Origin of the sequence: Sinorhizobium sp. FG01 (assembly GCF_002531875.1) — a bacterium.
GTDB classification, from domain to species: domain Bacteria; phylum Pseudomonadota; class Alphaproteobacteria; order Rhizobiales; family Rhizobiaceae; genus Sinorhizobium; species Sinorhizobium fredii_C.
In genome coordinates, this window is the sequence record NZ_NWTB01000005.1 from 89,343 (window position 1) to 115,580 (window position 26,238).

At 64.2% G+C, this 26,238-nt stretch carries 25 protein-coding genes and 1 pseudogene; 15 read left to right on the plus strand and 11 right to left on the minus strand.

What is annotated here, in order from left to right:
- Positions 1-88 precede the first annotated feature (88 nt).
- The 4 genes from CO656_RS08540 (at position 89) to CO656_RS08555 (ending at position 5,986) form a co-directional block, all read left to right on the plus strand.
- Entirely contained in the window at positions 89-1,798 is a 1,710-nt protein-coding gene (locus tag CO656_RS08540) for a sensor histidine kinase (RefSeq protein ID WP_097525454.1), read from the plus strand.
- A 222-nt stretch (positions 1,799-2,020) separates the two neighbouring features.
- Positions 2,021-2,290, plus strand: coding sequence for a 30S ribosomal protein S15 (gene rpsO / locus CO656_RS08545; protein ID WP_097525654.1), 270 nt, complete (start codon positions 2,021-2,023; stop codon positions 2,288-2,290).
- Positions 2,291-2,676: 386 nt separating this feature from the next.
- Positions 2,677-4,839, plus strand: a complete 2,163-nt coding sequence (gene pnp / locus CO656_RS08550) for a polyribonucleotide nucleotidyltransferase (RefSeq protein ID WP_037422393.1) — start codon at positions 2,677-2,679, stop codon at positions 4,837-4,839.
- Between the two features lie 130 nt (positions 4,840-4,969).
- A complete protein-coding gene (locus CO656_RS08555; RefSeq protein WP_097525455.1) occupies positions 4,970-5,986 on the plus strand; it encodes a class I SAM-dependent methyltransferase in 1,017 nt (338 codons plus the stop codon).
- A 39-nt stretch (positions 5,987-6,025) separates the two neighbouring features.
- On the opposite strand, the gene cfa1 is transcribed toward CO656_RS08555, so the two are convergent.
- A complete protein-coding gene (cfa1, locus tag CO656_RS08560) occupies positions 6,026-7,267 on the minus strand; it encodes a cyclopropane-fatty-acyl-phospholipid synthase (protein WP_037422389.1) in 1,242 nt (413 codons plus the stop codon).
- A gap of 384 nt (positions 7,268-7,651) precedes the next feature.
- Positions 7,652-8,221 carry an elongation factor P gene (efp, locus tag CO656_RS08565; RefSeq protein WP_037377751.1) on the minus strand — a complete coding sequence of 190 codons (570 nt, stop codon included), beginning with the start codon at positions 8,219-8,221 and terminating at the stop codon, positions 7,652-7,654.
- A 158-nt stretch (positions 8,222-8,379) separates the two neighbouring features.
- Between efp and epmA the strand changes: the two genes are divergently transcribed.
- On the plus strand, positions 8,380-9,432 hold the full coding sequence (gene epmA / locus CO656_RS08570) for an EF-P lysine aminoacylase EpmA (RefSeq protein ID WP_097525456.1): 1,053 nt from the start codon (positions 8,380-8,382) through the stop codon (positions 9,430-9,432).
- The gene (locus tag CO656_RS08575; RefSeq protein ID WP_097525457.1) at positions 9,429-10,481 is read left to right on the plus strand and encodes a lysine-2,3-aminomutase-like protein; all 1,053 of its coding nucleotides are present in this window, start codon (positions 9,429-9,431) and stop codon (positions 10,479-10,481) included. Before epmA ends, CO656_RS08575 begins: the two co-directional genes overlap by 4 nt.
- A gap of 220 nt (positions 10,482-10,701) precedes the next feature.
- Here CO656_RS08575 and CO656_RS08580 read toward each other — a convergent pair whose 3' ends face one another.
- On the minus strand, positions 10,702-11,367 hold the full coding sequence (locus tag CO656_RS08580; RefSeq protein WP_037422450.1) for an OmpA family protein: 666 nt from the start codon (positions 11,365-11,367) through the stop codon (positions 10,702-10,704).
- Positions 11,368-11,595: 228 nt separating this feature from the next.
- Between CO656_RS08580 and CO656_RS08585 the strand changes: the two genes are divergently transcribed.
- Complete coding sequence (locus CO656_RS08585; protein WP_037422385.1) at positions 11,596-12,234, plus strand: exopolysaccharide biosynthesis protein; 639 nt, start codon at positions 11,596-11,598, stop codon at positions 12,232-12,234.
- A 14-nt stretch (positions 12,235-12,248) separates the two neighbouring features.
- Here the strand turns inward: CO656_RS08585 and CO656_RS08590 are convergent, their stop codons facing one another.
- The 3 genes from CO656_RS08590 to CO656_RS08600 form a co-directional block, all read right to left on the minus strand.
- Complete coding sequence (locus tag CO656_RS08590; protein WP_097525458.1) at positions 12,249-13,274, minus strand: histone deacetylase family protein; 1,026 nt, start codon at positions 13,272-13,274, stop codon at positions 12,249-12,251.
- A gap of 84 nt (positions 13,275-13,358) precedes the next feature.
- Positions 13,359-13,886 carry a GNAT family N-acetyltransferase gene (locus CO656_RS08595; RefSeq protein ID WP_097525459.1) on the minus strand — a complete coding sequence of 176 codons (528 nt, stop codon included), beginning with the start codon at positions 13,884-13,886 and terminating at the stop codon, positions 13,359-13,361.
- Between the two features lie 2 nt (positions 13,887-13,888).
- A complete protein-coding gene (locus CO656_RS08600; RefSeq protein ID WP_172900182.1) occupies positions 13,889-14,467 on the minus strand; it encodes an XRE family transcriptional regulator in 579 nt (192 codons plus the stop codon).
- 145 nt (positions 14,468-14,612) lie between these two features.
- Between CO656_RS08600 and CO656_RS08605 the strand changes: the two genes are divergently transcribed.
- The 3 genes from CO656_RS08605 (at position 14,613) to CO656_RS08615 (ending at position 18,401) form a co-directional block, all read left to right on the plus strand.
- Positions 14,613-15,854, plus strand: coding sequence for an MFS transporter (locus CO656_RS08605; RefSeq protein WP_037422374.1), 1,242 nt, complete (start codon positions 14,613-14,615; stop codon positions 15,852-15,854).
- 72 nt (positions 15,855-15,926) lie between these two features.
- Complete coding sequence (lepA, locus tag CO656_RS08610) at positions 15,927-17,762, plus strand: translation elongation factor 4 (protein ID WP_097525460.1); 1,836 nt, start codon at positions 15,927-15,929, stop codon at positions 17,760-17,762.
- Between the two features lie 354 nt (positions 17,763-18,116).
- Positions 18,117-18,401 carry a GIY-YIG nuclease family protein gene (locus CO656_RS08615; RefSeq protein ID WP_097525461.1) on the plus strand — a complete coding sequence of 95 codons (285 nt, stop codon included), beginning with the start codon at positions 18,117-18,119 and terminating at the stop codon, positions 18,399-18,401.
- 210 nt (positions 18,402-18,611) lie between these two features.
- Here CO656_RS08615 and CO656_RS08625 read toward each other — a convergent pair whose 3' ends face one another.
- From CO656_RS08625 to CO656_RS08640, 4 genes are all read right to left on the minus strand, one after another.
- The gene (locus CO656_RS08625) at positions 18,612-19,109 is read right to left on the minus strand and encodes a GNAT family protein (protein WP_037422355.1); all 498 of its coding nucleotides are present in this window, start codon (positions 19,107-19,109) and stop codon (positions 18,612-18,614) included.
- 21 nt (positions 19,110-19,130) lie between these two features.
- Positions 19,131-19,682: a sugar O-acetyltransferase gene (locus tag CO656_RS08630; RefSeq protein WP_097525463.1), complete on the minus strand. Its 552-nt coding sequence runs from the start codon at positions 19,680-19,682 to the stop codon at positions 19,131-19,133.
- The gene (locus CO656_RS08635) at positions 19,679-20,170 is read right to left on the minus strand and encodes a GFA family protein (RefSeq protein WP_097525464.1); all 492 of its coding nucleotides are present in this window, start codon (positions 20,168-20,170) and stop codon (positions 19,679-19,681) included. The genes CO656_RS08630 and CO656_RS08635 overlap by 4 nt, the downstream gene beginning before the upstream one ends.
- A gap of 98 nt (positions 20,171-20,268) precedes the next feature.
- Positions 20,269-20,718, minus strand: a complete 450-nt coding sequence (locus CO656_RS08640) for a DoxX family protein (protein WP_097525465.1) — start codon at positions 20,716-20,718, stop codon at positions 20,269-20,271.
- 178 nt (positions 20,719-20,896) lie between these two features.
- Here CO656_RS08640 and CO656_RS08645 point away from each other — a divergent pair, with 178 nt between their 5' ends.
- Together CO656_RS08645 and CO656_RS08650 are read left to right on the plus strand one after the other, a co-directional pair.
- Complete coding sequence (locus tag CO656_RS08645) at positions 20,897-21,178, plus strand: SelT/SelW/SelH family protein (protein WP_026622927.1); 282 nt, start codon at positions 20,897-20,899, stop codon at positions 21,176-21,178.
- A gap of 85 nt (positions 21,179-21,263) precedes the next feature.
- Entirely contained in the window at positions 21,264-21,608 is a 345-nt protein-coding gene (locus CO656_RS08650; protein WP_097525655.1) for a VTT domain-containing protein, read from the plus strand.
- A gap of 292 nt (positions 21,609-21,900) precedes the next feature.
- Here CO656_RS08650 and CO656_RS08655 read toward each other — a convergent pair whose 3' ends face one another.
- Entirely contained in the window at positions 21,901-22,527 is a 627-nt protein-coding gene (locus CO656_RS08655; RefSeq protein WP_097525656.1) for a ribonuclease D, read from the minus strand.
- Positions 22,528-22,731: 204 nt separating this feature from the next.
- Here CO656_RS08655 and CO656_RS08660 point away from each other — a divergent pair, with 204 nt between their 5' ends.
- The 3 genes and pseudogenes from CO656_RS08660 to CO656_RS08670 all read left to right on the plus strand — a co-directional run bounded on the left by CO656_RS08660 (position 22,732) and on the right by CO656_RS08670 (position 26,196).
- The gene (locus CO656_RS08660) at positions 22,732-23,061 is read left to right on the plus strand and encodes a hypothetical protein (RefSeq protein WP_037422339.1); all 330 of its coding nucleotides are present in this window, start codon (positions 22,732-22,734) and stop codon (positions 23,059-23,061) included.
- Between the two features lie 38 nt (positions 23,062-23,099).
- Positions 23,100-24,130, plus strand: a pseudogene (locus CO656_RS08665) (hydroxyacid dehydrogenase).
- A 107-nt stretch (positions 24,131-24,237) separates the two neighbouring features.
- A complete protein-coding gene (locus CO656_RS08670) occupies positions 24,238-26,196 on the plus strand; it encodes an adenylate/guanylate cyclase domain-containing protein (RefSeq protein ID WP_097525466.1) in 1,959 nt (652 codons plus the stop codon).
- The last annotated feature ends 42 nt before the right edge of the window (positions 26,197-26,238 follow it).

The following is a 26,238-nucleotide window of genomic DNA, read 5'->3' on the forward strand; positions in this document are numbered from 1 at the left end:
GCCGGTGCCCGGCCAACAATTGCGCCGCTTTGCGTGCGGCGTATAGGCGCGCAACGGGGTTGAGAAGCCCGGGCGAAAGGCGGTACGGATGCTCAAGGCGCCAGAGAAAAGCGAGAGCGAGGTCTCATCCGGCGGACTGCAAGCGGTCGCGGCCTTTGTTCGCACCTATCTTCGCAGGCCCTTCAGCTTCTATCTGCTTTCGCTGCTGCTGATCGCCATCATCCCTTCCTTCATCTTCTCCTTCGTGATCGTGAAGCGCAGCGTCGATGCGCAGGAGCAGGTCGTCACCTCGCTGCTGAGGGCCTCGACCGGCTCCGTTACCCGGATCGTCGAGCGCGAGGTCGAGGGCATGATGACCACGCTTCGGGTCCTGTCGACCTCTGGGGCGGTCGATCTTCGCGATCTGCGCGGTTTCTACCACCGCGCTTCGAGTGCTTTGGCGGGCACCCATTCCAATCTGATCGTCGTCGATAGCGATCACAATTTGCGGATGAGCACCGGCGTTCCCTTCGGGACGCTGTTGGGGCGGGGATCCGATCCGGACCTCGACCTGGCCCTGAAAAGCAGCGGACCGCTCGTTTCCGGCGCCTTCTTCGCGAACACCTCCAGGAGCTGGGTCTTCAACGTCTATCTGCCGATAAACGGGCCGGACGGCGAACGGTATCTGTTGGGCCTGACCCAGGATGCGGCTCGGATGGCCAAGGCGGTCAATCGGGACACGCTTTCACCGGGGTGGAATGCCGCGCTCGTCGACGGCAAAGGCAAGGTGATCGCCTCCTCCGATCCCGCGGCCCGTCCCGGGGAAGCGTTCTTTCTGGACAAGCTCCCTCAGATCAGCATCGGCGTCAGCGACATCAACGAGCATGGGGTGGATTACCGCGTCGTCTCGGAATTCTCGGTCATCACCGGCTGGCGCATCGTCGCCTGGGCTCCGCGGGAGGTAGTCGATGCGCCGATCCTGTGGTCGTTTCTCTGGCTGTCGCTCGGCGGCATCATTTTCGCCAGCATCGCCGTTGCCGGATCCCTGACCATCGCGCGGCTGTTGACGCAGGGGGTCAAGCTCTTGGCGCTCGACGCACGGCGTCTCGGCGCCGGCGAAGTGATCGAGCCGCGCCGCTACGTCATCACCGAAGTCGAGGCCGTCTCGACAGCGCTTGCCCGCGCGGCGGCGGCCCGTACCAAGGCCGAGGCGGAAATCCGCCTCCTCATGCGCGAGGTCGCGCATCGCTCGAAGAACCAGCTGACTGTCATCCAGTCGATGCTTGCCCAATCCGCGGCGTCGAGCGAGGACACCGCGGAGTTCGTCGACGCGTTCCGCAAGCGGCTTGCTGGGCTTGCCCGCTCGACCGACCTGATGATCGCCAATGCGGCAATGGGTGTCGATTTCCGCGAGCTTGCCGAGGACCAGCTTCAGCCCTTTGCGCCGGACGATCCGGACCGCATCGTGCTTGCCGGGCCAAGTTTGCGGCTGGACACCCAAATGGCGCAGACGCTCGGCATGGTCCTTCACGAACTGGCGACCAATGCGATCAAGCATGGGGCGCTTGCCAATGCGACGGGCGCGGTCAAGCTCGAGTGGTCGGTGTCGTCCGGAACGATCACCATTCGCTGGCGCGAGAGCGGCGCGGATCTTGCCGAGCCGGGCCAGGCGCCCCGCCGGGGGTTCGGCTCGGTTGTGATCGAGCGCATGCTCGGCATCGCACTGCGCGCCGAACTCGACAGAAAGATGCATGCCGACGGCATCGAATGGCACATCCGCATCCCCCGCGGCGAGCCCCGAGGCGGGGCGGACAGTTGATGCCGGTGCCTGCCGGCGTCAATGCTCGCGGCGGCTTGATGCGGAAGAAAAATGCGGCGCAGCGGGGTACCCGCAGCCGGCTCGATCACCCTTTCCTTTTGTGTCCGTTTCGGTTATAGCCACGCCAGCGAAAAGGCGTCGCCTCTTCGTGTGAACGGCCGCGGCTGGACGACATCCCGGCTGCCGGCGACCTCAAATCCTCGAAAACGAAAGGATCAGCCGATGTCGATCACTGCAGAGCGCAAGGCTCAGCTCATCAAGGAATTCGCAACCGCCGAAGGCGATACCGGTTCTCCGGAAGTCCAGGTTGCGCTCCTGACGGAACGGATCAACAACCTGACCGACCACTTCAAGGACCACAAGAAGGACAACCATTCCCGCCGTGGTCTTCTCGCGATGGTTTCCAGCCGTCGTTCGCTCCTCGACTATCTGAAGAAGAAAGACGAAGCGCGCTACAGCAAGCTGATCGGTGCCCTGGGCATCCGTCGCTAATCGACTGTCCGGCGGGTCGCTCGGCGATCCGCCGGATTTTTTTGGGCGCTGAACCGCCCACTGCGGCCTTTGTGCGTCGAAAGGGATGCACGGCGCTGTAGAATTCTCTCTCCACGGGCGCCGTAGGCGCAGTCTGGAGATGTCCAGCGAGCCGGATGGGCCGGTATCGCGGATCAACCGATGGCCCGTCATGGGGCAGGATTGCAGGATGCTTCGGCGCCTGCTTGCCGAAGCGCTTCCATACGAGTGAGCGCGGCAAAGCGGTGAGCGGCCGGTACTGTTTGAAGCCTCCCGTTGTCTTGCCCGTGATGCGCCACACCAAGCGGCAACAAGATCGTCTGCGCTGCAACAGCCGCGGACGGTCTCCCGCACACGAAGGACAGAACATGTTCGAGACCCACAAGGTAGAAATCGAATGGGCTGGGCGTCCGCTCAAGCTCGAAACCGGCAAGATCGCCCGCCAGGCGGACGGCGCCGTTCTCGCCATCTACGGCGAAACCGTCGTCTTGGCCACGGTTGTTTCCGCCAAGGCGCCGAAGCCCGGTCAGGACTTCTTCCCGCTGACCGTCAACTACCAGGAAAAGACCTATGCCGCCGGCAAAATCCCCGGCGGTTACTTTAAGCGTGAAGGCCGTCCGAGCGAAAACGAGACGCTCGTCTCGCGCCTGATCGACCGTCCGATCCGCCCGCTCTTCCCGGAAGGCTACAAGAACGACACCCAGGTGATCGTCACGGTCATGCAGCATGACCTTGAAAACAACCCGGACGTTGTCTCGATGGTGGCCGCCTCTGCGGCGCTGACACTCTCCGGCATTCCCTTCATGGGCCCGATCGGCGGCGCCCGCGTCGGCTACATCAACGGCCAGTACGTGCTCAATCCCCACCTCGACGAGATGGAGGAATCGACGCTCGATCTCGTCGTCGCCGGCACCCAGGAAGCCGTGCTGATGGTCGAGTCCGAAGCCAAGGAGCTGCCGGAAGACGTCATGCTCGGCGCCGTGGTTTTCGGCCAGAAGGGCTTCCAGCCGGTCATCGACGCGATCATCAAGCTCGCCGAAGTGGCCGCCAAGGAGCCGCGCGAGTTCGAGCCGGAAGACCATTCCGCGCTTGAAAACGCCATGCTTTCAATTGCCGAGGACGAGCTGCGCAACGCCTACAAGATCACCGAGAAGGCCGCACGCTATGCCGCCGTCGACGCCGTCAAGGCCAAGGTGAAGGAGCACTTCCTGCCGGAAGGCATCGAGAACCCGGCCCACTCGGCCGAGGAAATCGCCTCTGTCTTCAAGCACCTGCAGGCCAAGATCGTCCGCTGGAACATCCTCGACACCCAGAGCCGCATCGATGGCCGCGACCTCGTCACGGTTCGCCCGATCGTCGCCGAAGTCGGCCTCCTGCCGCGTACCCACGGCTCGGCGATCTTCACCCGCGGTGAAACGCAGGCGATCGTCGTCGCCACGCTCGGCACCGGCGAAGACGAGCAGTATGTCGATTCCTTGACCGGCATGTACAAGGAAAATTTCATGCTGCACTACAACTTCCCGCCCTTCTCGGTCGGCGAGACGGGCCGCATGGGTTCTCCGGGCCGCCGCGAAATCGGCCACGGCAAGCTCGCCTGGCGCGCCATCCACCCGATGCTGCCGACGGCGGAGCAGTTCCCCTATACGCTGCGCGTCGTTTCCGAAATCACCGAGTCGAACGGCTCCTCCTCGATGGCAACCGTCTGCGGCACCTCGCTGGCACTGATGGATGCGGGCGTGCCGCTCGCCAAGCCGGTCGCCGGCATCGCCATGGGCCTGATCAAGGAAGATGACCGCTTCGCCGTTCTCTCCGACATTCTCGGTGACGAGGACCATCTCGGCGACATGGACTTCAAGGTGGCCGGTACCGAAGCCGGTATCACCTCGCTGCAGATGGACATCAAGATCGAGGGCATCACCGAAGAGATCATGGGCGTTGCGCTCAACCAGGCCAAGGGTGGCCGCCTGCACATTCTCGGCGAAATGGCCAAGGCCATTTCCGAGAGCCGCGGCCAGCTCGGGGAATTCGCGCCGCGCATCGAGGTGATGAACATTCCGGTCGACAAGATCCGCGAAGTCATCGGCTCGGGCGGCAAGGTCATCCGCGAAATCGTCGAGAAAACCGGCGCCAAGATCAACATCGAGGACGACGGCACCGTCAAGATCGCTTCGTCGTCGGGCAAGGAGATCGAGGCGGCGCGCAAGTGGATCCACTCGATCGTCGCCGAGCCGGAGGTCGGCCAGATCTATGAGGGCACGGTCGTCAAGACCGCCGATTTCGGCGCCTTCGTCAACTTCTTCGGCGCCCGTGACGGCCTCGTCCACATTTCGCAGCTCGCCTCCGAGCGCGTCGCCAAGACGACCGATGTCGTCAAGGAAGGCGACAAGGTCTGGGTCAAGCTGATGGGCTTTGACGAGCGCGGCAAGGTCCGCCTCTCCATGAAGGTCGTCGACCAGGCGACCGGCAAGGAGATCGTCGCCGAAAAGGGCGACAAGTCCGACAAGAAGGACGGCGGCGAAGCGGCCGAATAAGCCGGCTTCAGTTCAATCCAACTCGGGGCGCGGAGCAGATCGCTTCGCGCCCTTTCTCGTAAGCGCGGGACAAGACTCTCCCTGTGAGGCGGCCCGCACTCGACCGACAGATTTGCTAACGGAAACATCCATGAGCCGCGACGCGCTGAAAACCCTGTTCTATCCCTTCGAGACCGGCGTCATCGATCCGCCGGGGGAGGGCGAGCGCGTCCTGTTTCTCGGTGCGGAAGCGGGCTACAGGCTGCCGGAAGGCTTTGCCGCATCGATGCTGGCCGTCCAGCCGCTCAAATCCCTGTATCGCGCTCTGGAAGCTGCACGGGCCGAAGCGGCGCCGGTCGCCTCGGGCGAGGACTACGACGCAGCACTGGTGCTCTGCGGCAAGCACAAGGGCGAGAACGAGGACCGCATTGCCGAGGCGCTGAAACGCACCCGGGACGGCGCCCTCATCGTCGTCGCCGGCGGCAAGGAGGACGGTATCCAGCCGCTGCGCAAGAAGATCGACAAGTTCGGCTGGGAAGGCGATTCGATGCCGAAATATCACGGCGTCGCCTTCTGGTTCACGCGGCCGGAGGACGCCTCCGAGGCCGTGTCGAAGCTCGCCAAGGTCCCCGTGCGCGTCGACGGCCTGTTCGAGGCGGCGCCGGGCATGTTCTCGCACGACCGCGTCGATGCCGGCTCGGAACTGCTCGCCTCCCGCCTGCCGCGCGAGTTCAGCGGCCATGCTGCGGATTTCGGCGCCGGCTGGGGTTATCTCTCGGTAAAGCTTGCCGAGGCCTCGCCGGGCCTCAAGGGCATCGACCTGTTCGAGGCGGATCACAATTCCCTGGAGGCGGCGCGGGCCAACATGGCGGCGAACGCTTCGTCGACGCCGGCGCGCTTCTACTGGCACGATCTGACGAGCGAAGAAACACGCGACAAATACGACCTGATCGTCATGAACCCGCCCTTCCACGAGGGCCACGCGGCGGAGCCCGCTCTCGGCGCGGCGATGATCAAGGCAGCCGCCAAGGCCCTGAAGCAGGGTGGCCGGCTGATGCTGGTCGCCAATCGCGGCCTGCCTTATGAACAGGTCCTGGCGGAAGCCTTCAAGGAAAGCGGTGAAACCTGCCGGAATGCGCGCTTCAAGGTGCTTTGGGCGAAGCGCTGACGGCGCATTTGCCCGCGTCACCGCATCGGCAGGCGGGCTTCAAATCGACAGCTCGAGCGCCTTTTCCTTTTCGATATAGGCGCGCTGCTGGTCGGTGATGTAATCGCGCACGATCGGCGCCGCGTCGCGCGAGCGCGACAGCTGCATGTGGAAGACGAGCTGGCTGCCGGTGCGGAACATCATCTCTGCGCTGATCAGGTAGAACTCCCACATCCTTGCGAAGCGCTCGTCATACATGGCGATCACCTTGTCGCGATTTTCTTCGAAGCGCGCGCCCCAATGGGCAAGCGTCGTCGCGTAGTGAACGCGCAGGAATTCGAGGTCGCTCACCCACAGGCTGTTGCGCTCGACCACCTCGAAGACTTCCGATAAAGCGGGCGAATAGGCGCCCGGGAAGATGTACTTCCTGAGCCACGGGCTCGCCATGCCGGGCGGGCTCATATGGCCGATCGAATGCAGCACCGCGAGACCGTCGTCTCGCATCAGCGCGTTCAGCTTCTTGAAGAATTCGTCGTAGTGATGAACGCCGACATGCTCGAACATGCCGACCGAAACGATGCGGTCGAAGGGACCTTCGACATCGCGATAGTCCTTCAGCTCGAAACGCACCCGGTCGGCAAGGCCGGCGGCGCGAGCCCGCTCGGAGGCGAGCGCCTGCTGCTCCTTTGACAGTGTGACGCCGAGGACCTCGACATTCTCGAGCGCAGCGAGATAGAGCGCTAGGTCGCCCCAGCCGCAGCCGATGTCGAGCACTTTCATGCCGGGCTTCAGGCAGAGTTTCGCGGCGAGCAGCCTGAGCTTGTTGCGCTGTGCCGCCTCCAGCGTCTCGTCCGGCGCGCGGAAATAGGCGCAGGAATAGAGCATGTTCTCGTCGAGGAAGAGCTTGTAGAACGCGTTGCCGAGATCGTAGTGATGGGCGACGTTCTGCTGCGCCTTGCCCTTTGGGTTTGCCTGCTGGCGCTTGCGAAACCGCATCTTGATCGCCCGCAGCAGCTTCTGGATCGGGTAGGAGCCGAGCGACAGCCGGTTTATCGAGAAGAGGGTGAGGAAGTCTCGAAGCGTCGATCCCTCCTCGAAGCGCATCGTCCCGTCCATATAGGCCTCGCCGGCGGCGAGTTCGGCATTGAGGACGAGGCTGCGGTAGAGCCGCTTGTCGGTGAGTCGCATCGTGACGCTCGGCCCCGGCTCGCCCGAAAAGACGTGCCTTTTGCCGTCGGCATCGATCACGGTCAGCGTGCCCTTGCGGATGAAGGCTTTCATCATATGCGACAGTGGAAACATGCAATCCCTCGATCTCGTCCCGCCTACAGCGCCGCGCGTCCTTTCAGACGCGCAAAAGGACGCTGTACCGCTTTGAACCTATGCATCGTGCTTTCCGAAAATCGATCCCGATTTTCGCGCCGATGCACTACAGCGCCGCGCGTCTTATCAGACGCGCAAAGGTCGCTGTAGCACTTTGAATTGCTGCATGTCTTTGTCCTTAAATCGAGGTCGATTTAAGGAGACATGCAGTAGGCGGGCGGCAGTTGACCCTAAACAGCGCGCCTCCAAAATGCACGCTCAATTTTGCAGGTCTTGCTCACTCGCATCCTGAGTTGTGAGTCACGACAAAAAAGGCGGCAGGTAACCCGCCGCCCCTGTTATACAGCGCTCTCAGGACGTGCCTCAGTCCTTGGCGCGCTCGACGTAGGAGCCGTCTTCCGTCGCGATGACGACGCGGGTGCCGGCCTGGATATGCGGCGGCACCGAGGTGCGGACGCCGTTAGAAAGCAGGGCCGGCTTATAGGAGGAAGAGGCCGTCTGGCCCTTGACCACCGGTTCGGTCTCGGTGATCTCGAGGATGACGTGGCGCGGCAGGTCGATGGCGATCGCAATGCCCTCGTGGATCGACAGCATTACCGCCATGCCTTCCTGGAGGTAAGCCTTCAGGTCGCCGATGTCCTCGGCCGACATGACGAGCTGGTCGTAGCTCTCCGGATTCATGAAATGGAAGCCTTCGGCGTCTTCATAGAGGAAGGTGTGCTCGCGGTCCTCAACGAAAGCGCGCTCGACCTGTTCGGTGGTGCGGTAGCGCTCCGAGACCTTCACACCGTCGGAGATGCGGCGCATGTCGACCTGGGTGACCGGCGTGCCCTTGCCCGGATGGAAGTTCTGGGCGGTGAGCACGACATAGAGCTTGCCGTCGACGTCGAGAACGTTGCCCTTGCGGACCGAAGAAGCGATGACCTTGACCATTAGTCTTCCTTGTAACAGAGGTATCAGCGACACGCGCGGGCCGAAATCGGCCCGGAAGGAGCGAAAATTTTAGATTTCGCGCCGCCACTACCCTAATTCCACGCAAATAGCCAGCCTGAGCGGCATTCGCGCGGAAGAAAGCTTGGACCGAACCGATCATGCCGCATGCTTCTCCCTGGTGGACACCGGATGTCCACGCCGACCGGCGTCCCTTTCTGATCGGCCGCAACCGCATCCAGTCGGCACTCCGCCGCTTCTTTGGCGAGCGTGACTTCATGGACGTCGATACGGCAACGCTGCAGCTGTCGCCGGGCAACGAGGCGCATCTCCACGCCTTCGCAACTGAGGCGCTCGGGCCGGATGGATCGGTGCAGCCGCTCTATCTGCACACCTCGCCGGAGTTCGCCTGCAAGAAGCTGCTGGCCGCGGGCGAACGCCGCATCGCCTGCTTCGCCCATGTCTATCGCAACCGCGAGCGCGGCCCGTTGCACCATCCGGAATTCACCATGCTCGAATGGTACCGCGCCGAGGAGAGCTACGAGACGCTGATGCGCGATTGCGCCGAAGTCCTCGCGCTTGCCGCCGAGACGACGGGCACGCGGTCCTTCGCCTATCAGGGCCGCATTTGTGACCCGTTTCTCGAACCGGAGCGGCTTTCGGTCGCCGAGGCCTTCGCGCGTTTCGCCGGAATCGAGCTTCTCGCCTCGATCGCCGAGGACGGGACGACCGATCGCGAGGGGCTGGCGGCGGCCATGCGGAAGGCCGGCCTGCGGGTCGCCGATGACGACACCTGGGCCGACCTCTTCAGCCGTGTGCTCGTCGAAAAGATCGAGCCGAACCTCGGCTTCGGGCGGGCCACGATCCTGGACGAATACCCCGTCGCCGAGGCCGCGCTCGCCCGCCCGACGCCACGCGACCCTCGCGTTGCCGAGCGCTTCGAGCTCTATGCCTGCGGCGTCGAGCTGGCGAACGCTTTCGGCGAACTGACGGACGCCAAGGAACAGCGCCGCCGCTTCCGGCTCGAAATGGCGGAAAAGGCGCGGGTCTATGGCGAAACCTATCCGCTCGACGAGGACTTCCTGGCGGCGCTTGCCATTATGCCCGAGGCGAGCGGCATCGCGCTCGGCTTCGACCGTCTGGTGATGCTGGCGACCGGCGCCGCGCGCATCGATCAGGTGCTCTGGGCGCCGGTGGCGGAGGCCGGGGCATGACAGTACATCGTTCCCTCAGGACGGCGGGCCATCTCGTCGAAGCCGGCCTTGTCGACGCCTCGGCCGAGGAGGCGATTTCCCGCGTCGCCTCCCGCTACGCGATCGCCATCAGCCCCGCCGTTGCAGACCTTATCGACCGCGCCGATCCGCATGACCCGATCGCCAGGCAGTTCGTACCCGACACGGCGGAGCTGACTTCGACGCGGGAGGAACGCACCGACCCGACAGGCGACGGCGCCCACAGCCCCGTCGCGGGCATCGTCCACCGCTATCCGGACCGGGTGCTGCTCAAGGCCGTCCACGTCTGCCCGGTCTATTGCCGCTTCTGCTTCCGCCGCGAAATGGTCGGCCCGCAGGGGCTCGGCACGCTGACGCCCGCCGAACTCGACGCGGCGATCGCCTATATCGCCGAGCATCCGGAGATCTGGGAGGTGATCCTGACCGGTGGCGACCCGCTGGTGCTGTCGCCGCGGCGGCTTCAGGAAATCCTCGAGCGTCTCGGCGCGATCGAGCACGTCAAGGTCGTCCGCTTCCACACGCGCGTACCGGTCGTCGAGCCGCACCGCGTCGATGCGGATCTCATCGCGGCCCTCAAGTGCAGCGGCAAGGCGACCTATGTGGCGCTTCATGCCAATCATCCGCGCGAACTGACGGGCGAAGCGCGCGGCGCCGCGGCCCGGCTGATCGATGCTGGGATCGTCATGCTCAGCCAATCGGTGCTGCTGAAGGGCGTCAACGACGATCCGGACGTGCTTGCCGAACTGATGCGCGCCTTCGTCGAGACGCGGATCAAGCCCTATTACCTGCACCATCCGGACCTCGCGCCCGGCACCGGCCATTTCCGACTGACGATCGAAGAGGGCCAGGCGCTCGTCGCCTCGCTGCGCGGCCGCGTCTCGGGCCTCTGCCAGCCGACCTATATCCTTGATATCCCCGGCGGTTACGGCAAGGCCGTCATCAGCGCCAGCGCGATAGAGGCGGAAGGCGGCGGCTGCTACACCGTCACCGATTTCCGCGGGAATGAGCACATCTATCCGCCGCAAGGCTGAGGAGCCGCGGGCGGCGCTGCACTTTCGATAACCGGGACCGCGCCTCCCTCAAGCCGTCATCCTCGGGCTTGACCCGAGGATCCACACGCAAGGCGTTCCGAAAATCTCAGCTTGAGTGATTGGCAAATGGATCCTCGGGTCAAGCCCGAGGATGACGACCGTAGGGGAGGTGTGCGTCGCCGGAGAACCCGCGCGGCCCTCGCGAAATATCGAAAAGCTCTCAGCCCTGCTTGATCGGCGCGATCGAGATTTCGACGCGGCGGTTCTGGGCGCGGCCTGCCTCGCTGGCGTTCGACGCGATCGGCCGTTCCATGCCGTAGCCCATCGTCGAAATGCGACGCTGGTCGATGCCGCGGCTGCCGAGATAATTGGCGACCGAGGCGGCGCGGCGTTCGGAAAGGCCCTGGTTGTGGGAGGCGCTGCCGGTCGAATCGGTGTGGCCGTCGACGTCGATCAGCGTCTTGTTGAACTTGCGCAAGACGACCGCGACCGAATCGAGCGTCGGGTAGAAGGGCGGGATCACCTGGTCGCGGTCGGTCGCAAAGGTTATGTTCGACGGCATGTTGAGGATGATCCGGTCGCCCTGGCGCGTGACGGAGACGCCGGTGCCCTGCAACTGGGCGCGCAACTCCGATTCCTGCTGATCCATGTAGTTGCCGATCAGGCCGCCGCCGAGCGCACCGATGCCGGCGCCGACGAGTGCGGCGTCACGCCGTCCCGCCGCACTGCCGCCGACCAGGAGGCCGGTTGCGGCGCCGAGACCCGCACCGAGCAATGCGCCGCCGGCCGTGTTCGACATCTTCTGTTCTCCCGTATAGGGATCGGTGGTCGTGCATCCGGAAAGATAGATGGCCGCGACAGCCAGGATGGCGCATTTCTTGATCATCGAATCAATTGTCCCCATTGGTGCTAAAGCTGCTTCATACTATCGATTGCGGCAGGAAGATGAAGGGGCGCGGCGCTTTCCACACAGACCGGCAGCTGTAATGTTTCGGCACTGCAGCATTTCACCTTGCTTCGCCACATTGCCGTCCAGAGGGGACGATAACCGAAGCTTCACAGGCCCGCGCTACGGTGCCAATGCCGGGCCGAGACGCAGACGAGAGGGATATGAATGGCGATCGAGTTCGATGATACAGAGCGCAGCCTCAGCGATACGCTGACCGGGATGATCGCTTCGATCCGAGGCAATACGGTCACGCTGCGCGAACTGATGATCGAGATCGGCGAGCACGGTTTCCTGCTTCTCTGCGCACTGTTGACGCTGCCTTTCCTGATTCCGGTTTCTATCCCCGGGGTCAGCACCGTCTTCGGCGCGGCGATCATTCTCATTTCGCTGGCGATCACCCTCAATCGTCTGCCCTGGCTGCCGCGGCGCATTCTCGACCGGCAGATCGAGACCGAAAAACTCGTACCGACCCTGCAGAAGGGCGCGGCGCTGGTTTCGAAACTCGACCGCTATGTGCGCCCGAGGCTGCACTTCCTCACCCATGGCGCCGTCATGAACCGCTTCAACGGCCTGATGATAATGGCGGGCGGCGTGTTGCTGATGTTCCCGCTCGGGCTGATCCCGCTGTCGAACACGCTGCCGGGCATTGCCATCCTGCTTCTGTCGCTCGGCATCATCCAGCGCGACGGGCTGATGGTGGCCGGCGGCTACCTCTTCCTCGTCGCCACTACCATCTATTTCGCCGTGCTCGCCTATCTCGCCTTCGCCGCCGGCCAAGGGCTGTCGCAGTTCTTCGTGTCCTAGACGGCTGAGGCCGATCAGCCGGCGATGCCCTTCAGGACATTGGCGACGTTGAGGCCGATCTCCGGCACGCCGTAGCCGCCCTCCATGCAGACGACGACCGGCAGGCCGGCCTTCCGCAAGCGCGCGCCCATGCTAAGAAAATCTTCCGATTTCAGCTTGAAGAAGCTGATCGGGTCGCGCTCGAACGAATCGACGCCGAGCGAGAGCACGAGCGCCTCGGTCCCGAAACCGGCAATGCGCGCGAGCGCGTCATCCATCGCCGCTACCCAGGTCTCGAAGGTGGTGCCGCGCGGCATGGGATAGTTCCTTGTCGTGCCGAGTCCCGCTCCGGCCCCTTCCTCGTCGGCGAAGCCGAGGAAATGCGGGAAGGCATCGACCGGATCTCCGTGCAGCGAGGCGAAGAAGACGTCGCCGCGCTCGTAGAAGATATCCTGGGTACCGTTGCCGTGGTGGAAATCGACATCCAGGACGGCAACTTTTGCCGCGCCGCGGTCGCGCAGCCGCTGGGCGGCGCAGGCGGCATTGTTGATGAAGGAGTAGCCGCCGAAGAGGTCGATCGCCGCATGATGGCCGGGCGGACGGCAGAGCGCGAAAGCGGCAGGGTTGCTGGCAGCGACGTGGTCCGCCGCCGAAATCGCGCAATCCATCGCGGCGCGCGCGGCGGCGAAAGTGCCTTCGGTGATCGCCGTCTCGGCGGCAAAGGAATAGTAGCCGAGGGCGCCGTCGATATCCTTCGGCGGATGCTGGCGCATGCGCCGCGCCGGAAAGCAGGCGGGGATAGCCTCGCCGCGGTAGCCGTCGGCGACCCAGCGCGGCCAGGCGGTTTCGAGGAACTCGAGGTAATCCGCCGAATGCAGCTTCAGCGCAGTCTCCATGCCATGCTGTTCGGGTGCGACCACGTCGGAGAAACCCGCTTCCTTGACGGCGGCGAGAATCCATTCGACCCGAAATGGCGCCTCGAAGGGCGGTACGAGCTCGCCGCCATGCAGCTCTGTCTTCGCGTCTCGGAGCTTGTGATCTTCGGAGAAGTAAACGCGCATTCTGGGTGTCCTGATTTTAGGCAATGCTATTGGAATTTACCTTGATAGGTTCGGTCGGGGATGCGGGGCAATTCCGAGTTCCACTTAAGCCGCCAGATGCTTGTAGAAAAACGTCGTCGCGCAGTAGCGCCCGTCCGGCATCAGCGCATAGTCGGGAACGACGCCGGCCCGCAGCCAGCCGAAGCGCTCGTAGATCGCCTCCGCCGGCTCGCCGGTCGCGGTATCGAGCACCAGCACGCGCCGGCCACGCTTTTGCGCCTCGGCCTCGGCTTTGTCCATCAGCCGCCGAGCAAGACCCAGGCCGCGCGCGTCCTGATGCACCAGCAGTTTCTTGATGTCGGCGCGGTGCGGCTGGTTCGGCATCGTCGCGACCCCAAGCTGCACGGTGCCGACAGCGCGTCCGTCGAGCTCGGCAACAAGGAGCACCGTCTCTTGCCGGCCGACGGCGGCGGCGACCCCCTGCCAATAGGGCACCGCGTCTTCCGGTCCAAAGGGCTGCATGAAGCCCACCGAGGCGCCGCCCTCGACGCAGTCGGAGAGGATTTCGGCGAGCGTCGGCAGCGCGGCGCGGGTTTCTGCTTCGGTAAGCACGCGGATCGTTACGTCGGGCATGATTACACCTTGGTGCGGCAGAGGATCACGGCGTAGTGTGCCGGCTCGTCGTAGGGATTGTGGAAGATGTGCGCCTCTTCGAGGCCCATGAACAGGCAGTCGCCGGCCTCCAGCACCTGCGGTCCGCTCTCCATCGTCAGTTCCAGTCGCCCGGAGAAAAGCCAGAGGTGCTGGGTGATGCCGCGGTCGGCCGGCTGGCGTTCGAAGACGACGCGGGCTCCGGGCGGGAACTCGACCTCGACGATATCGACCGGCGAGCCGAGGCCCTCCGGCGACACCGAGCGGCGCAGATAGCCGCTTTCCGGATCGCGCCAGAGCCGCTGCTCCGCCCGCCGCGCGATCGGCGAGGGGTTGTCCGCGGCAGAGGCGAAAAGCGCCGAGAGCGTCGTGCCGAGGGCGCTGCACAGTTTTGCCAGTAGCTGTGCCGTCGGGCTCGCCTCGCCGCGTTCGACCCGGGAGATCATCGCCCGGCTGACGCCGGAGCGGATCGCCAATTCGTCGAGCGTCAGGGTCTGGAGCGTCCGCATCTCACGCACGCGCTCGCCGATCGTCCGTTCGAGGGAGTTGATTGCCTGTTCCATTATTTGAGATTGCATTTCTCATATAGTGGAGTCAAGCGGCCCCCGTTGGCCCAAAATAAATTTCTTCCATGCCGCTCCGGCGACAATGCGACAGGCCGCGCCGCGTTAGTTTGCGTCGGAGAAGCGGCTGCGAGAGGACAAGCACATGGGCAGCGATCGTTCGTCTCTCCTGTCGATTGCCAGCATCGTCACCTCGATGACCGCCGTCGCCATCGGCAATGGCATGATGCTTGCCTATGTTCCCTTCGTGCTGACGCGCTCCGCAGCACCGGAGTGGGTACCGGGCGCGGCGGTCACCGCAATCGCCTTCGGCGGCCTGATCGGCTGCGTGATGGCTGGTCCGCTGATCCACCGCGTCGGCCATGCGCGGGCGTTTTCCTGTTCGATGGCGCTCGTCATCCTAGCGGCCGTGCTGATCAGCCTCGGCGTCCATCCCCTTCTCTGGATCTTCGCTCGCGCGCTCTACGGCGCAGCCGCCAACACCAACTTCATCATCACCCAGAGCTGGCTGAACCACGCGAGCGACAACCACTGGCGCGGCAAGGCCATGGCGCTTTTCTACATGGCCTATGTGATCGGGCTTGGGGCCGGCGCCTGGCTTTTCGGCCGCATCCCGGTCGACGGCAACATCGCACCGATCGTCACGATCTTCTTCACGGCGCTCGCCATATTGCCGATCGGCCTCACACGCCTGCCGACGCCGCCCGCGCCCGCCAAGGTCAGCATCGACATCGCCATGGCTTGGCGCAGCTCCCCCGTCGCCCTCATCGGCGTGCTCGCCTCCGGCGGCCTCTCGATGCTGGTGCAGGGCTTCACGCCGATCTATGCCGCCGCCAATGCGATGAGCCAAGAGGACGTGGCGACGCTGATGTTCGTCATGCAGTTCGGCCTGCTCCTCATCCAGTATCCGATGGGCTCGCTTTCCGACCGGATCGACCGCCGCATCGTTCTCATCGCCACCTGCGGCCTGATCGTGGCGGCGGGGCTCGCAGCGCTCGTCGTCTCCTTTGAAAGCCTTCCGCTGCTGATGCTCGTCTTCGCGCTCTTCGCCGGCGCCGTCGAGACGGTCTATTCGATCGCCAATGCCCATGCCAACGACCGCACCGATCCCGCCGATTACGTGCCGCTCGCCAGCACCATGCTGGTCGCCTGGTCGGCGGCGGCGACGCTGGTGCCGATGCTCGTGACGCTGCTGACGCCGGTCTTCGGCGCACAGCTGTTCATCCATGCGACGATCGCCGTCGCCGTCCTCTATGCGGCCTTCGTGCTCATCCGCCTGCGGCTGCGCGAGCGCGTGCCGCCGCAGCTCTGCGAGAGCTTCGAACTGAAGAGCGCGCAGGTGCCGAATGCGGGCGCGCTTGCCGAGGCGGAGGCGAGGGCGAAATAGCCGCGCCACGCCCGGATTTATAGTGAACGAAGCCTTCATTTCCCGCTTTGCGCCGCCTGATCGCGCTGCTATATGCGCCCCATGAGCACACCATCTTCCAAGACGCCCCTGTCGCATATCCGCAACTTCTCGATCGTGGCCCATATCGACCACGGCAAATCGACGCTGGCCGACCGGCTGATCCAGCTGACCGGCGGGCTTGCCGAGCGCGAGATGTCCGAGCAGGTGCTGGACAGCATGGATATCGAGCGCGAGCGCGGCATCACCATCAAGGCCCAGACGGTGCGCCTGCACTACAAGGCGAATGACGGCGACACCTATGTGCTGAACCTGATCGACACGCCCGGCCATGTCGACTTTGCCTACGAAGTCTCACGCTCGCTTTCGGCCTGCGAGGGCTCGCTGCTCGTCGTCGACGCCAGCCAGGGCGTCGAGGCCCAGACGCTCGCCAATGTCTACCAGGCGATCGACAACAATCACGAGCTCGTCACCGTGCTCAACAAGATCGACCTGCCGGCCGCCGAGCCCGACCGCATCAAGGAGCAGATCGAGGAGGTGATCGGCATCGACGCTTCCGACGCGGTGCTGATCTCGGCCAAGACCGGTCTCGGCATTCCGGATGTGCTCGAAGCGATCGTCCACAAGCTGCCGGCGCCGAAGAGCACGGGCGGGGAGAAGGCGCCGCTCAAGGCCTTGCTCGTCGACAGCTGGTACGACACCTATCTCGGCGTCATGGTTCTGGTGCGCATCATCGACGGCGTGCTGGTGAAGGGCCAGACGATCCGGATGATGGGCACCGGCGCCAAATACACGATCGAGCGCGTCGGCGTGCTGACGCCGAAGATGGTGGCGATGGATTCGCTCGGCCCCGGCGAGATCGGCTTCATCACCGCCTCGATCAAGGAAGTGGCTGACACCCGCGTCGGCGATACGATCACCGACGACAGGCGCCCGACGGAGACGGCGCTGCCCGGCTTCAAGCCGGCGCAGCCGGTGGTCTTCTGCGGCCTCTTCCCAGTCGACGCGGCCGACTTCGAGGAATTGCGCAGCGCCATGGGCAAGCTCCGCCTCAACGACGCGTCGTTCTCCTTCGAGATGGAATCCTCCGCGGCTCTGGGATTCGGCTTCCGCTGCGGCTTCCTCGGGCTGCTGCATCTAGAAATCATCCAGGAGCGCCTGTCGCGCGAGTTCGACCTCGACCTGATCGCCACTGCCCCGTCGGTCGTCTATCAGCTCACCATGACCGACGGCACCGAGAAGGAACTGCACAACCCGGCCGACATGCCGGACGTCGTCAAGATCACCGAATTTCGCGAGCCGTGGATCCGCGCGACGATCATAACGCCCGACGAATATCTCGGCGGCATCCTAAAACTCTGCCAGGATCGGCGCGGCATCCAGATCGAACTCACCTATGTCGGCAGCCGGGCGATGCTGACCTACGACCTGCCGCTCAACGAAGTCGTCTTCGACTTCTACGACCGGCTGAAATCGATCTCCAAGGGCTATGCCTCCTTCGACTATCACCTCTCGGACTACCGCGAGAGCGACCTCGTCAAGATGTCGATCCTCGTCAATGCCGAGCCGGTCGACGCGCTGTCGATGCTGGTCCACCGCTCGGCGGCGGAAAAGCGCGGCCGCGTCATGTGCGAGAAGTTAAAGGACCTGATCCCGCAGCACATGTTCCAGATCCCGATCCAGGCGGCGATCGGCGGCCGCATCATCGCCCGCGAGACGGTCAGGGCGCTGCGCAAGGACGTGACCGCCAAGTGCTACGGCGGCGACGCCACCCGCAAGCGCAAGCTTCTGGAAAAGCAGAAGGAAGGCAAGAAGCGCATGCGCCAGTTCGGCAAGGTGGAGATCCCGCAGGAGGCGTTCATCGCGGCGTTGAAGATGGGCGATGAGTGATTGTTCCATGAGTTTGCTGCGATTTTCGTTCACCGAACTCGGCGACTTGGCGAGCGATCCTTCAAACCACCGCGGGAAGATTGTTGCCGCCACGGATTTCGCGTTTCGGGGGTTCGAAAGTCGAGGGCTCGCGCATGGATACTCGGGTCAAGCCCGAGTATGACCGAGAGGAAAAGGAGCGACTTCCGACTCTCAGCACGGCCGGGTGAATTTCGCCCATAGTCGATCGAGTGAATTTGCGACGAGAGCATTGACGGCTACCGCGTCCAGACGTAGCGGAATTGTCGGCCACACCCACTCCCGCGTCATCCTCGGGCTTGACCCGAGGATCCATGCACAAGCACCATCGTCGGCATGGCCGGATACGTCTACATCGTTACGAATCAAATGCGCGGAACGCTCTGTATCGGCGTCACGTCAGATCTTGAGCGCCGCATCTTCGAGCATCGAGAAGGGCTAACACCGGGCTTCGCATCGAAATACGGCTGCAACCGACTCGTCTGGTACGAAGAACATCTGCAGATCGGCACCGCTATCCAGCGCGAGAAATCTCTCAAGCGCTGGTACCGACAATGGAAGGTCGAATTGATCGAGAAGATGAATCCGGGCTGGCGCGACCTCTATTTTGAGCTTTGGTGAGAGCTTGTGCGTGGATCCTCGGGTCAAGCCCGAGGATGACGGGTGGGGAGGTCGGCGCACTGAAGCTGCGTAGCGACTGCCCAAGCCGCCGACCGCCTGAGTTGGTGCCAACCAAAAAGCAGCCCCCGCATGACTAAGCGTGGCGGGGTCAATTGCGGTCCCTCGTCCTTCGCCATCCGCGGGCTTGATCCGAGGATCCATGCACACGCCTCAAAACAAATATCGCTTCGAAATCCGATCGACCGCCCGTCCGTCCTTCAGCGGCACCGCCTTGTCGATCTTGTAGTCGACGAAGCCCATCTTGCTGTAGTAGGCGAGGCCGCCGACATTGTCGGCGCGGATCGTGGCATTGATTGCGGTAAGCCCGGAATCGCGGGCATGCGCTTTCGTCGCGGCGAATAGCGCCGTGCCGGCGCCGGGAAGCTTCGCGTGCGGCCGGGCGAAGGTGCCGATGTCTGCCCAGCCTTCGGGGAGGCTGTCAAAACGCTCTAGGGCCTGAAAGGCGCAGGGCTGGCCTGAACCATCCTCGGCGACGAAGCAACTGACGAAGCCCGGGCCTGCCAGAAAATGGTCGACGAAGCTCTCATGCGTGAATGGCGCTTTATGCGCCGTGGTGCCGCCGATCCTGATGATCTCGTTCAGGAAGGCGCAAAGCGCCGGCACATCCGCGAAGCGCGCCGGGCGAACTTTGATCGCTATTTCGGCCATTGTGACTCGTCCTTACCTTTGTCAGCGCAAAACCCGCGCCGGATTCCCCACAACCCTCGCGCCCGCCGCCACGTCCCGCGTCACCACCGCGCCCGCCCCGACGATCGCGCCGTCGCCGATCGTCACGCCGGCCAGGACAATCGCACCGCCGCCGATCCAGACGTCCTTGCCGATCGTCACCGGCTGGGCGATTTCCAGGCCGGCGCGGCGCAGCGCCACGTCCTTGTGATGCTCGGCGCAGTAGATATGGACGCCGGGACCCAGCATCGAGCCATCGCCGATCGCGACCGGGGCGCTGTCGAGAATGGTGCAGCCGGCATTGAGGTAGGCGCCGGCGCCAAGCGTGATGTTGATGCCGTAGGAGCAATGGAACGGCGCCTCGATGAAGACGTCCGCCGCGACGGCTGCGAAGATCGCCTCGAGCGCCGACGCCATGCGGCCGCGCTCGTCCGGTGCCATCGTGTTGTGCTCGTGAACCGCTCGGCGGGCGGAGGCGCGCAGTGCGTCGAGTTCCGGGTCGAGGCAGGTGTACCACTCGCCCGCCGCCATCTTCTTGCGCTCGCTTTTCGTCATGGCCTCGCCTGCCCTTTTGCCTTGGTGCGTGCCTCATTGAGGCGATCGAGGCTCTCTTGCGGCCATTCCGCCTGCGTATCGTAATAGGCTTCGAAGACCCTGGCGCCCGCCGGCAGCGGCACCCAATCGAGTTTCGAGCGCGTGTAGATGTGCACGTCCGGCGGAAATTCGGACGGCCGGTCGAGCGTCGCGAGACGCAGGAAGGAGAGCCACTTGCGCCGGCCGTAGTCGCTCCAGAGCGCCGACTGGCAATCGGTGCAGCGATAGACGTCATGCGGCCGGCCGCTGTCGGTCGATAGCGAAACCATGACCGGCTCGCCTTGAAGAAGCTCGAGGTTTTCCGCCTCGACGAGGCCGTTGAGGACGAAGGCGCTGCCGAGCTGGCGCTGGCAATCGCGGCAATGGCAGCAATGGACGAACATCGGCCGACGTTTCAGACGGTAGCGGATGCGGCCGCAAAAGCAGCCGCCTTCGATCGCTTCACTCATGCTTCGCTCCTCCCGCCGTCAGATGACCACGGGCGAAGCTGCCGTTCAAGTAGGCTGAGATGCGGCCGGAACACTTCGGCCGCGTCTCGGTACAAGGTTCAGAATTGCTTGCCGAGCTTGGCGTCGACCGACTGGCCGTTGGCGCCGCGGATGGCGAAGAAGAAGGTGATCGCGGCCCAAAGGATCGACTTCTCGGCGCCGCCGAGGCCCTCACCCTGGACGATGCCGTGGAAATAGACGGTGACGAGCAGCACGATGGTGGCCGCAAAGGCGGCGGGTCGGGTTAGGAAGCCGATGGCGAGGAAGATGCCGCCGAAGAATTCGGTGGCCGAAAGCAGCGGCGACCAGAAGACGCCCGGATAGAAGCCGAGCCCTTCGACCATGCCGGCGGCGCCGAACGGATCGAGGATCTTGCCGTAGCCATGGGTGACGAGCAGCGCGCCGGCGAGAACGCGCAGCAGCGTCTCGGCGAAAGTATCGAGCGGCAGGTAGATCTTTTCGAGCGCCGGCAGGATCGTCCGCGGGCGGCTTTTGGTTGCAGTGGTCATGCTATCCCTCTCGCAAAGTGTTGCAATGCGAAGTCTCTTGCCGCACATGTCTTCAAAAACAAGGACCGCGCGATAAAAACATGATTGCTCGAGTTGACAATTGTGTGAAGAGCCAGTGAGGCGCCGGTTGTTCCGCGCCAACCACAAAGCTATGGTGGCCGAAACAGGATATTGTCAGATGAGTGAGAAGCCGCGCGTCACGATCCTTTATTGCACCCAGTGCAACTGGCTACTGCGCGCCGGCTGGATGGCGCAGGAGCTGCTGTCGACCTTTGCCGACACGCTCGGCGAGGTGGCGCTGATCCCCGGCACCGGCGGCAATTTCGAGATCCGCGTCGATGGCGAGCTCGTCTGGGAGCGCAAGCGCGACGGCGGCTTTCCGGGGCCAAAGGAATTGAAGCAGCGAATCCGCGACGTCATCGAGCCGGAGCGCGATCTCGGCCACGTCGACAGGAGCTGAACTCCTGGATCTCGCCACGCTTGCCGGCGTCTTCGGCGCAGCCTTTCTCTCCGCGACCTTGCTGTTCGGCCTGTCGGAAGCGGCGGTGGTTGCTGCGGCTCTTTCAGCCGAGACGACCCGGGCCGCGCTGTTTCTCGCAGCGACGGCGGGCAATGTGCTCGGCGCGCTGGTGAATTACGCCCTCGGCCGCTTCGCGATCCGCTTCGAGGGCCGGCGCTGGTTTCCGGTCTCGCCGCAGGCGCGGCAAAAGGCCGAAACGCTCTTCGCGCGATACGGCCAGCCGGTGCTGCTTTTCTCCTGGCTACCGATCGTCGGCGATCCGCTGACGCTCGCGGCGGGCTTGCTCCGCACGCCGCTCGCCGCCTTCCTCGCTTATGTGACGATCGGCAAGGCGGCCCGCTATGCCGCGCTGCTGTGGATGATGCCTTGAAGAGGTGACTGGGATCGGCCCCCACGTCGCCGCCCCGAATTGTGCGCGGGCTGTATGCCTCGTCTCACTGGCGCACCCCACCAATGGGTCATCCTCGGGCTTGAGCCGAGGATCTAAACACAAACACCGGTGCACGCGCTTTTCAGAACTGGCGTAACCAAGTTTCGACTGTTTGAGGCATGGGCATGGATCCTCCGGTCAAGCCCGAGGATGACGCTGGAGTGGAGAAAATCGGGATTTGGCAAAGGACCGCAGTGCCCGAGACTCACCCCGAGAACCGACAAGCCTGCCCTTAGCTATGGGCGAAAATATCCGTCTCTTCCCAGCCGAGCAGGTCGAGCTTGGCGCGGGTCGGCAGGAAGGCGAAGCAGGCTTCGGCGTGGTCGATGCGGCCGTCGCGCATGAGGCGCGCCGTCAGCTTGTCCTTGAGCGCATGCAGGTGGAGCACATCCGAGGCGGCGTATTCGAGCTGCGCCGGCGAGAGGATTTCGGCGGCCCAGTCGGAGGACTGCTGCTGCTTGGAGATATCGATGTCGAGCAGTTCCTTGAGATTGTCCTTGAGGCCGTGCCGGTCCGTATAGGTGCGGGTCAGACGCGAGGCGATCTTGGTGCAGAAGACCGGAGTGGCGGTAACGCCGAAAGTGTGGAACAGCACGGCGATGTCGAAGCGGCCGAAGTGGAAAATCTTCTGGCGGGCCGGATCGGCAAGCATGGCAACGAGGTTCGGCGCCTCTTTCTGTCCGGCGGCGATGCGGATCACGTCGGCGGTACCGTCGCCCGGCGAAAGCTGCACGACGCAGAGACGGTCGCGGCGGGGAACGAGGCCGAGCGTTTCCGTGTCGATGGCGATCGCGCCGGTGTAGCGGGCCGCGTCGGTTGCGGAAATATCACCTTCGTGGAACCGTATTGTATTCGCCATCGAGAATCCCCAGATCGTGAGCTGCATGGTTCCTTAAAGCGGATTCGATTTAAGGAACCATGCAGTGATTCAAAGTAGCAGCACTTCGCCGCGTCTGATGCGGCGGCGCTGTAGAGTGTAGCTGGCCTATAGCGCAAGTTTGTCGGCCGCGATACCGTGTCCCTGCGTCGGCGTTCCGCCGCCGTGCTCCGAGAGTCCGCCGGCATGAGTTCCTTCCGTTCCGCACTATCGCTTTTCCTGGCCGCCCTGGTGCTGAGCCTCTTCACCAGTGCCGCCCTGGCGGACGGGACGCGTCTCAATTTCGCCCAGAGCTTTCATGACCTTCCCGGCGTGCGGCCAGTGAACCCGTTGCAGGACGGCGAGAGCACCGTCTGCGAGCAGGTCTTCATCGACCGCTACGGGCCGTTCGAACCCTCTCATGGCCGCCCTCGTTTCGATACGATCTACCGATGCCGCAAGGGCGACGGGCCGGTCTTTCAAAGCGGCCGACTGCCGCCGTCGCTCGAACGGCAGAAGCGCGGCCTGAACTATTGAATGCGGCGGCTTTCTCGGCTGGAGAGGGAGGAAAGACAATGCCCGAGACGAAGCGACCGCTTGTCATCAGCGCGCCGGCGCCGCGCACGCTTGAGCTGATCTTCAGCCGGCAAACGCGAGGTGAACTCGATCGACGCTATCGCATCGTCGAGGCCGATCCGGAAAACATTGCCGGGCTCGATGACGCAACGCTTGGCGAGGTTCGCTACATCATCGGCCAGCCGCCGCTGGACGAGCGGACGCTCGAACGCATGCCGCAGCTGCGCGCCATCCTCAATGTCGAAAGCAACCTCCTCAACAACATGCCCTATGAGGTGCTTTTCCAGCGCGGCATTCACGTGGTGACGAGCGGGCAGGTGTTCGCCGAGCCGGTGGCGGAACTGGGGCTCGCCATGGCGCTCAATCTCGCCCGGGGCATCGTCGATGCCGATCTCGCCTTCCGCGAGGGACGCGAGCTCTGGGGCGGCGAAGTCAACGCTTCGGCGCGGCTCCTCTCCGGCTCCGAGATCGGCATCGTCGGCTTCGGCGATCTCGGAAGGGCGTTGAACCGGGTGCTTTCCGGTTTTCGCGCCAGGATCCGCGTCCATGATCCTGGCTGCCCGCCTCCATTCTCACCGACGCCGGGGTTGAGCCGGCCTCGCTCGAGACGGTGCTCTCGATCAGCGATTTCGTCTTCGTCGTCGCCGCCGTCACCAGCGAGAATGAAGGTTTTCTCGCTGCCGAAGCCTTCGCCAAGATGCGGCCCGGAGCGGCCTTCATTCTGCTCAGCCGCGCCGGCGTCGTCGACTTCGATGCGCTGATCGCCGCGGTCGAAAGCGGCCGGATCGTCGCGGCGAGCGACGTCTTCCCGGAAGAACCGCTTCCGCTCGACCATCCGGTCCGCCGGCTTCCCGGCTTCCTGCGCTCGGCGCATCGCGCCGGCGCGCTCGACCAGGCGTTCAAGAAGATGGGCGAGATGGTGCTCGAGGACATGGACTTGATGGACCGCAACCTGCCGCCGATGCGCTGCAAGCGGGCGGAACGGGAGACGGTGGCGCGGATGCGGTCCCGGCCGGTCAGCGTCAATTGACGCCGCCCTGCTGACAACGGCAACAAACGGCCCTATGCAAGCCCGCGCGATAGCGCCAAGATCAATTTTAGGTTCAGGACCTAGCCAATCCGCATAGGGGCACGGACATGCGCGGCTCTAAGGAGAACAAGCGTCTCGATACCTGGACGCTCCGGTCGCTGCTGAGCCTCGTCATGGTCGCCGTGCTCGTCGTCGTGTCCGCCACCCTCGTAGGGCTCGACTACCGCCGCGCCCGCAACGCCGCAATCGAGGATGCCGAGGCCAACATGGGCGCCTTCGTCGATCGCCTCGTGGATCGGCTCGGTATGCTTTCCGGGGACACGTCGGCGCTGGTCAGCCTCGTGGCATCTGTCGCCAACGCCTTTCTGGTACCGCCGCCGCAGCGCATGAACGACAAGGTGGCGCTGCTGCGCGAAGGCATCATCCGCTCGCCGCATATCGACGGCGTCTATGTCGGCTATCCGAGCGGCGCCTTCTTCCACGTGGTCGATCTTCGCTCGTCTGCCTGGCGGATGGCACTCGACGCGCCGCGCGGCGCGACGCTCGCGGTGCGTTCGATGGAGCGCGACGACCAGGGAAGGGGGCTTTATCGGATCCTCTTCCTCGACGAAAGCGGCCTGCAGTTTGCCGAACGCCGCGTGCCCTCGACCGCCTACGATCCGCGGACGCGCCCCTGGTACCGCGCGGCCGTCAATGGCAAGGCGCCGATGTCGGTCGGCCCCTACGAGATGGCAACGACGGGCAAGCTCGGCATGACCATTTCGCAGGCTCATCGCGGCAATCCGCAGATCGTCATCGGCGCCGACGTCGTCGTGGACACGATCACCGATTTCCTGTCTCGCGAACGGCTGACGGCCGACTCCGTGTCGCTGGTTCTCGATGCTGTCGGAAGGCCGATCATCCATTCGGATCCGATGGCGATGAAGCGCATTCTGGCTACGAAGGACAGCACCACTCCGGTCGCGGTGCCTGAGGCCGATCCGCTCGTCGAAAGCATCCGGCGCAATCCGCCGGCCCCGGGCAAGGCGGTCCTGGTCGATGTCGGCGATCGCACCTATCTCGTCGCGGTGACGCCGATCCAATCGGCGCAGCTTCTAGCGGGCCACCGGATCGTGGTCGCGGCGCCGCTCGACGAGTTGATGGCCGCCGCCAACGAGACTCTCGTCCAGGGCCTCGCCATCTCCGGTTCGGTGGTGGTGCTTGCCGTCCTCTTCTCGCTAGTCCTCGCGCATCTGATCACCAAGTCGCTCAACCAGCTGACCGCCAGTGCCAATCGGCTGCAGGATCTCGATTTCGCAACGCCGATCAAGGTCTCCTCGCACGTGGCGGAAATCTCGACCCTCAACAGCGCGATGAACAGGGCCCGCGATGCGATCTCCACCTTTGCGCTTTACGTGCCGCGCGAACTGGTGCGCAAGGGCATCGAATCCGGGCAGTTCGCCGGTCGCGCCGGCTGGCGCCAGGAGGTGACGGCGCTGTTCACCGACATCTACGATTTCACGACGATCAGCGAACACCACTCGCCGGAGGCGGTGGTGGCGATGCTGTCGGAATATTTCGACATCTTCAGCGAGGTGGTCGCCGCCCATGAAGGCACAATCATCCAGTTTCTCGGCGATTCGGTCTTTGCCATGTGGAACGCGCCAGTCGCCGATCCGCACCATGCCGAACACGCCTGCCGCTGCGCGTTGGCGGTCGAAGAGCGGCTCGCCGCCTTCAACGCCAGCCAGCGGGAGAGGGGGCTGCCGGAGTTCCGTACCCGCTTCGGCCTCCATACCGGTCCGGCCGTCGTCGGCAGCGTCGGCGCCAAGGAGCGCCTGCAATATACCGCCATGGGCGACACGGTGAACGTCGCCTCGCGGCTCGAGGGCATGAACAAGGACTACGGCACCACGATTCTCGCGAGCGGCGCCGTGGTGGCGCAGTGCAGCGAGGTGATCGCCTTCCGCCCGCTCGGCCTTGCCCAGGCGAAGGGGCGAGCCACTGCTCTGGAAATCTACGAGGTGCTGCCGACCGCCGCGAACGCCGGACAGCCACCCGGCGAAGAGGCGGGCACGGCGGCGTAGGGCGTCAGCATGCCCGCTTTTGCCTTGATCGCAAAAATGCAA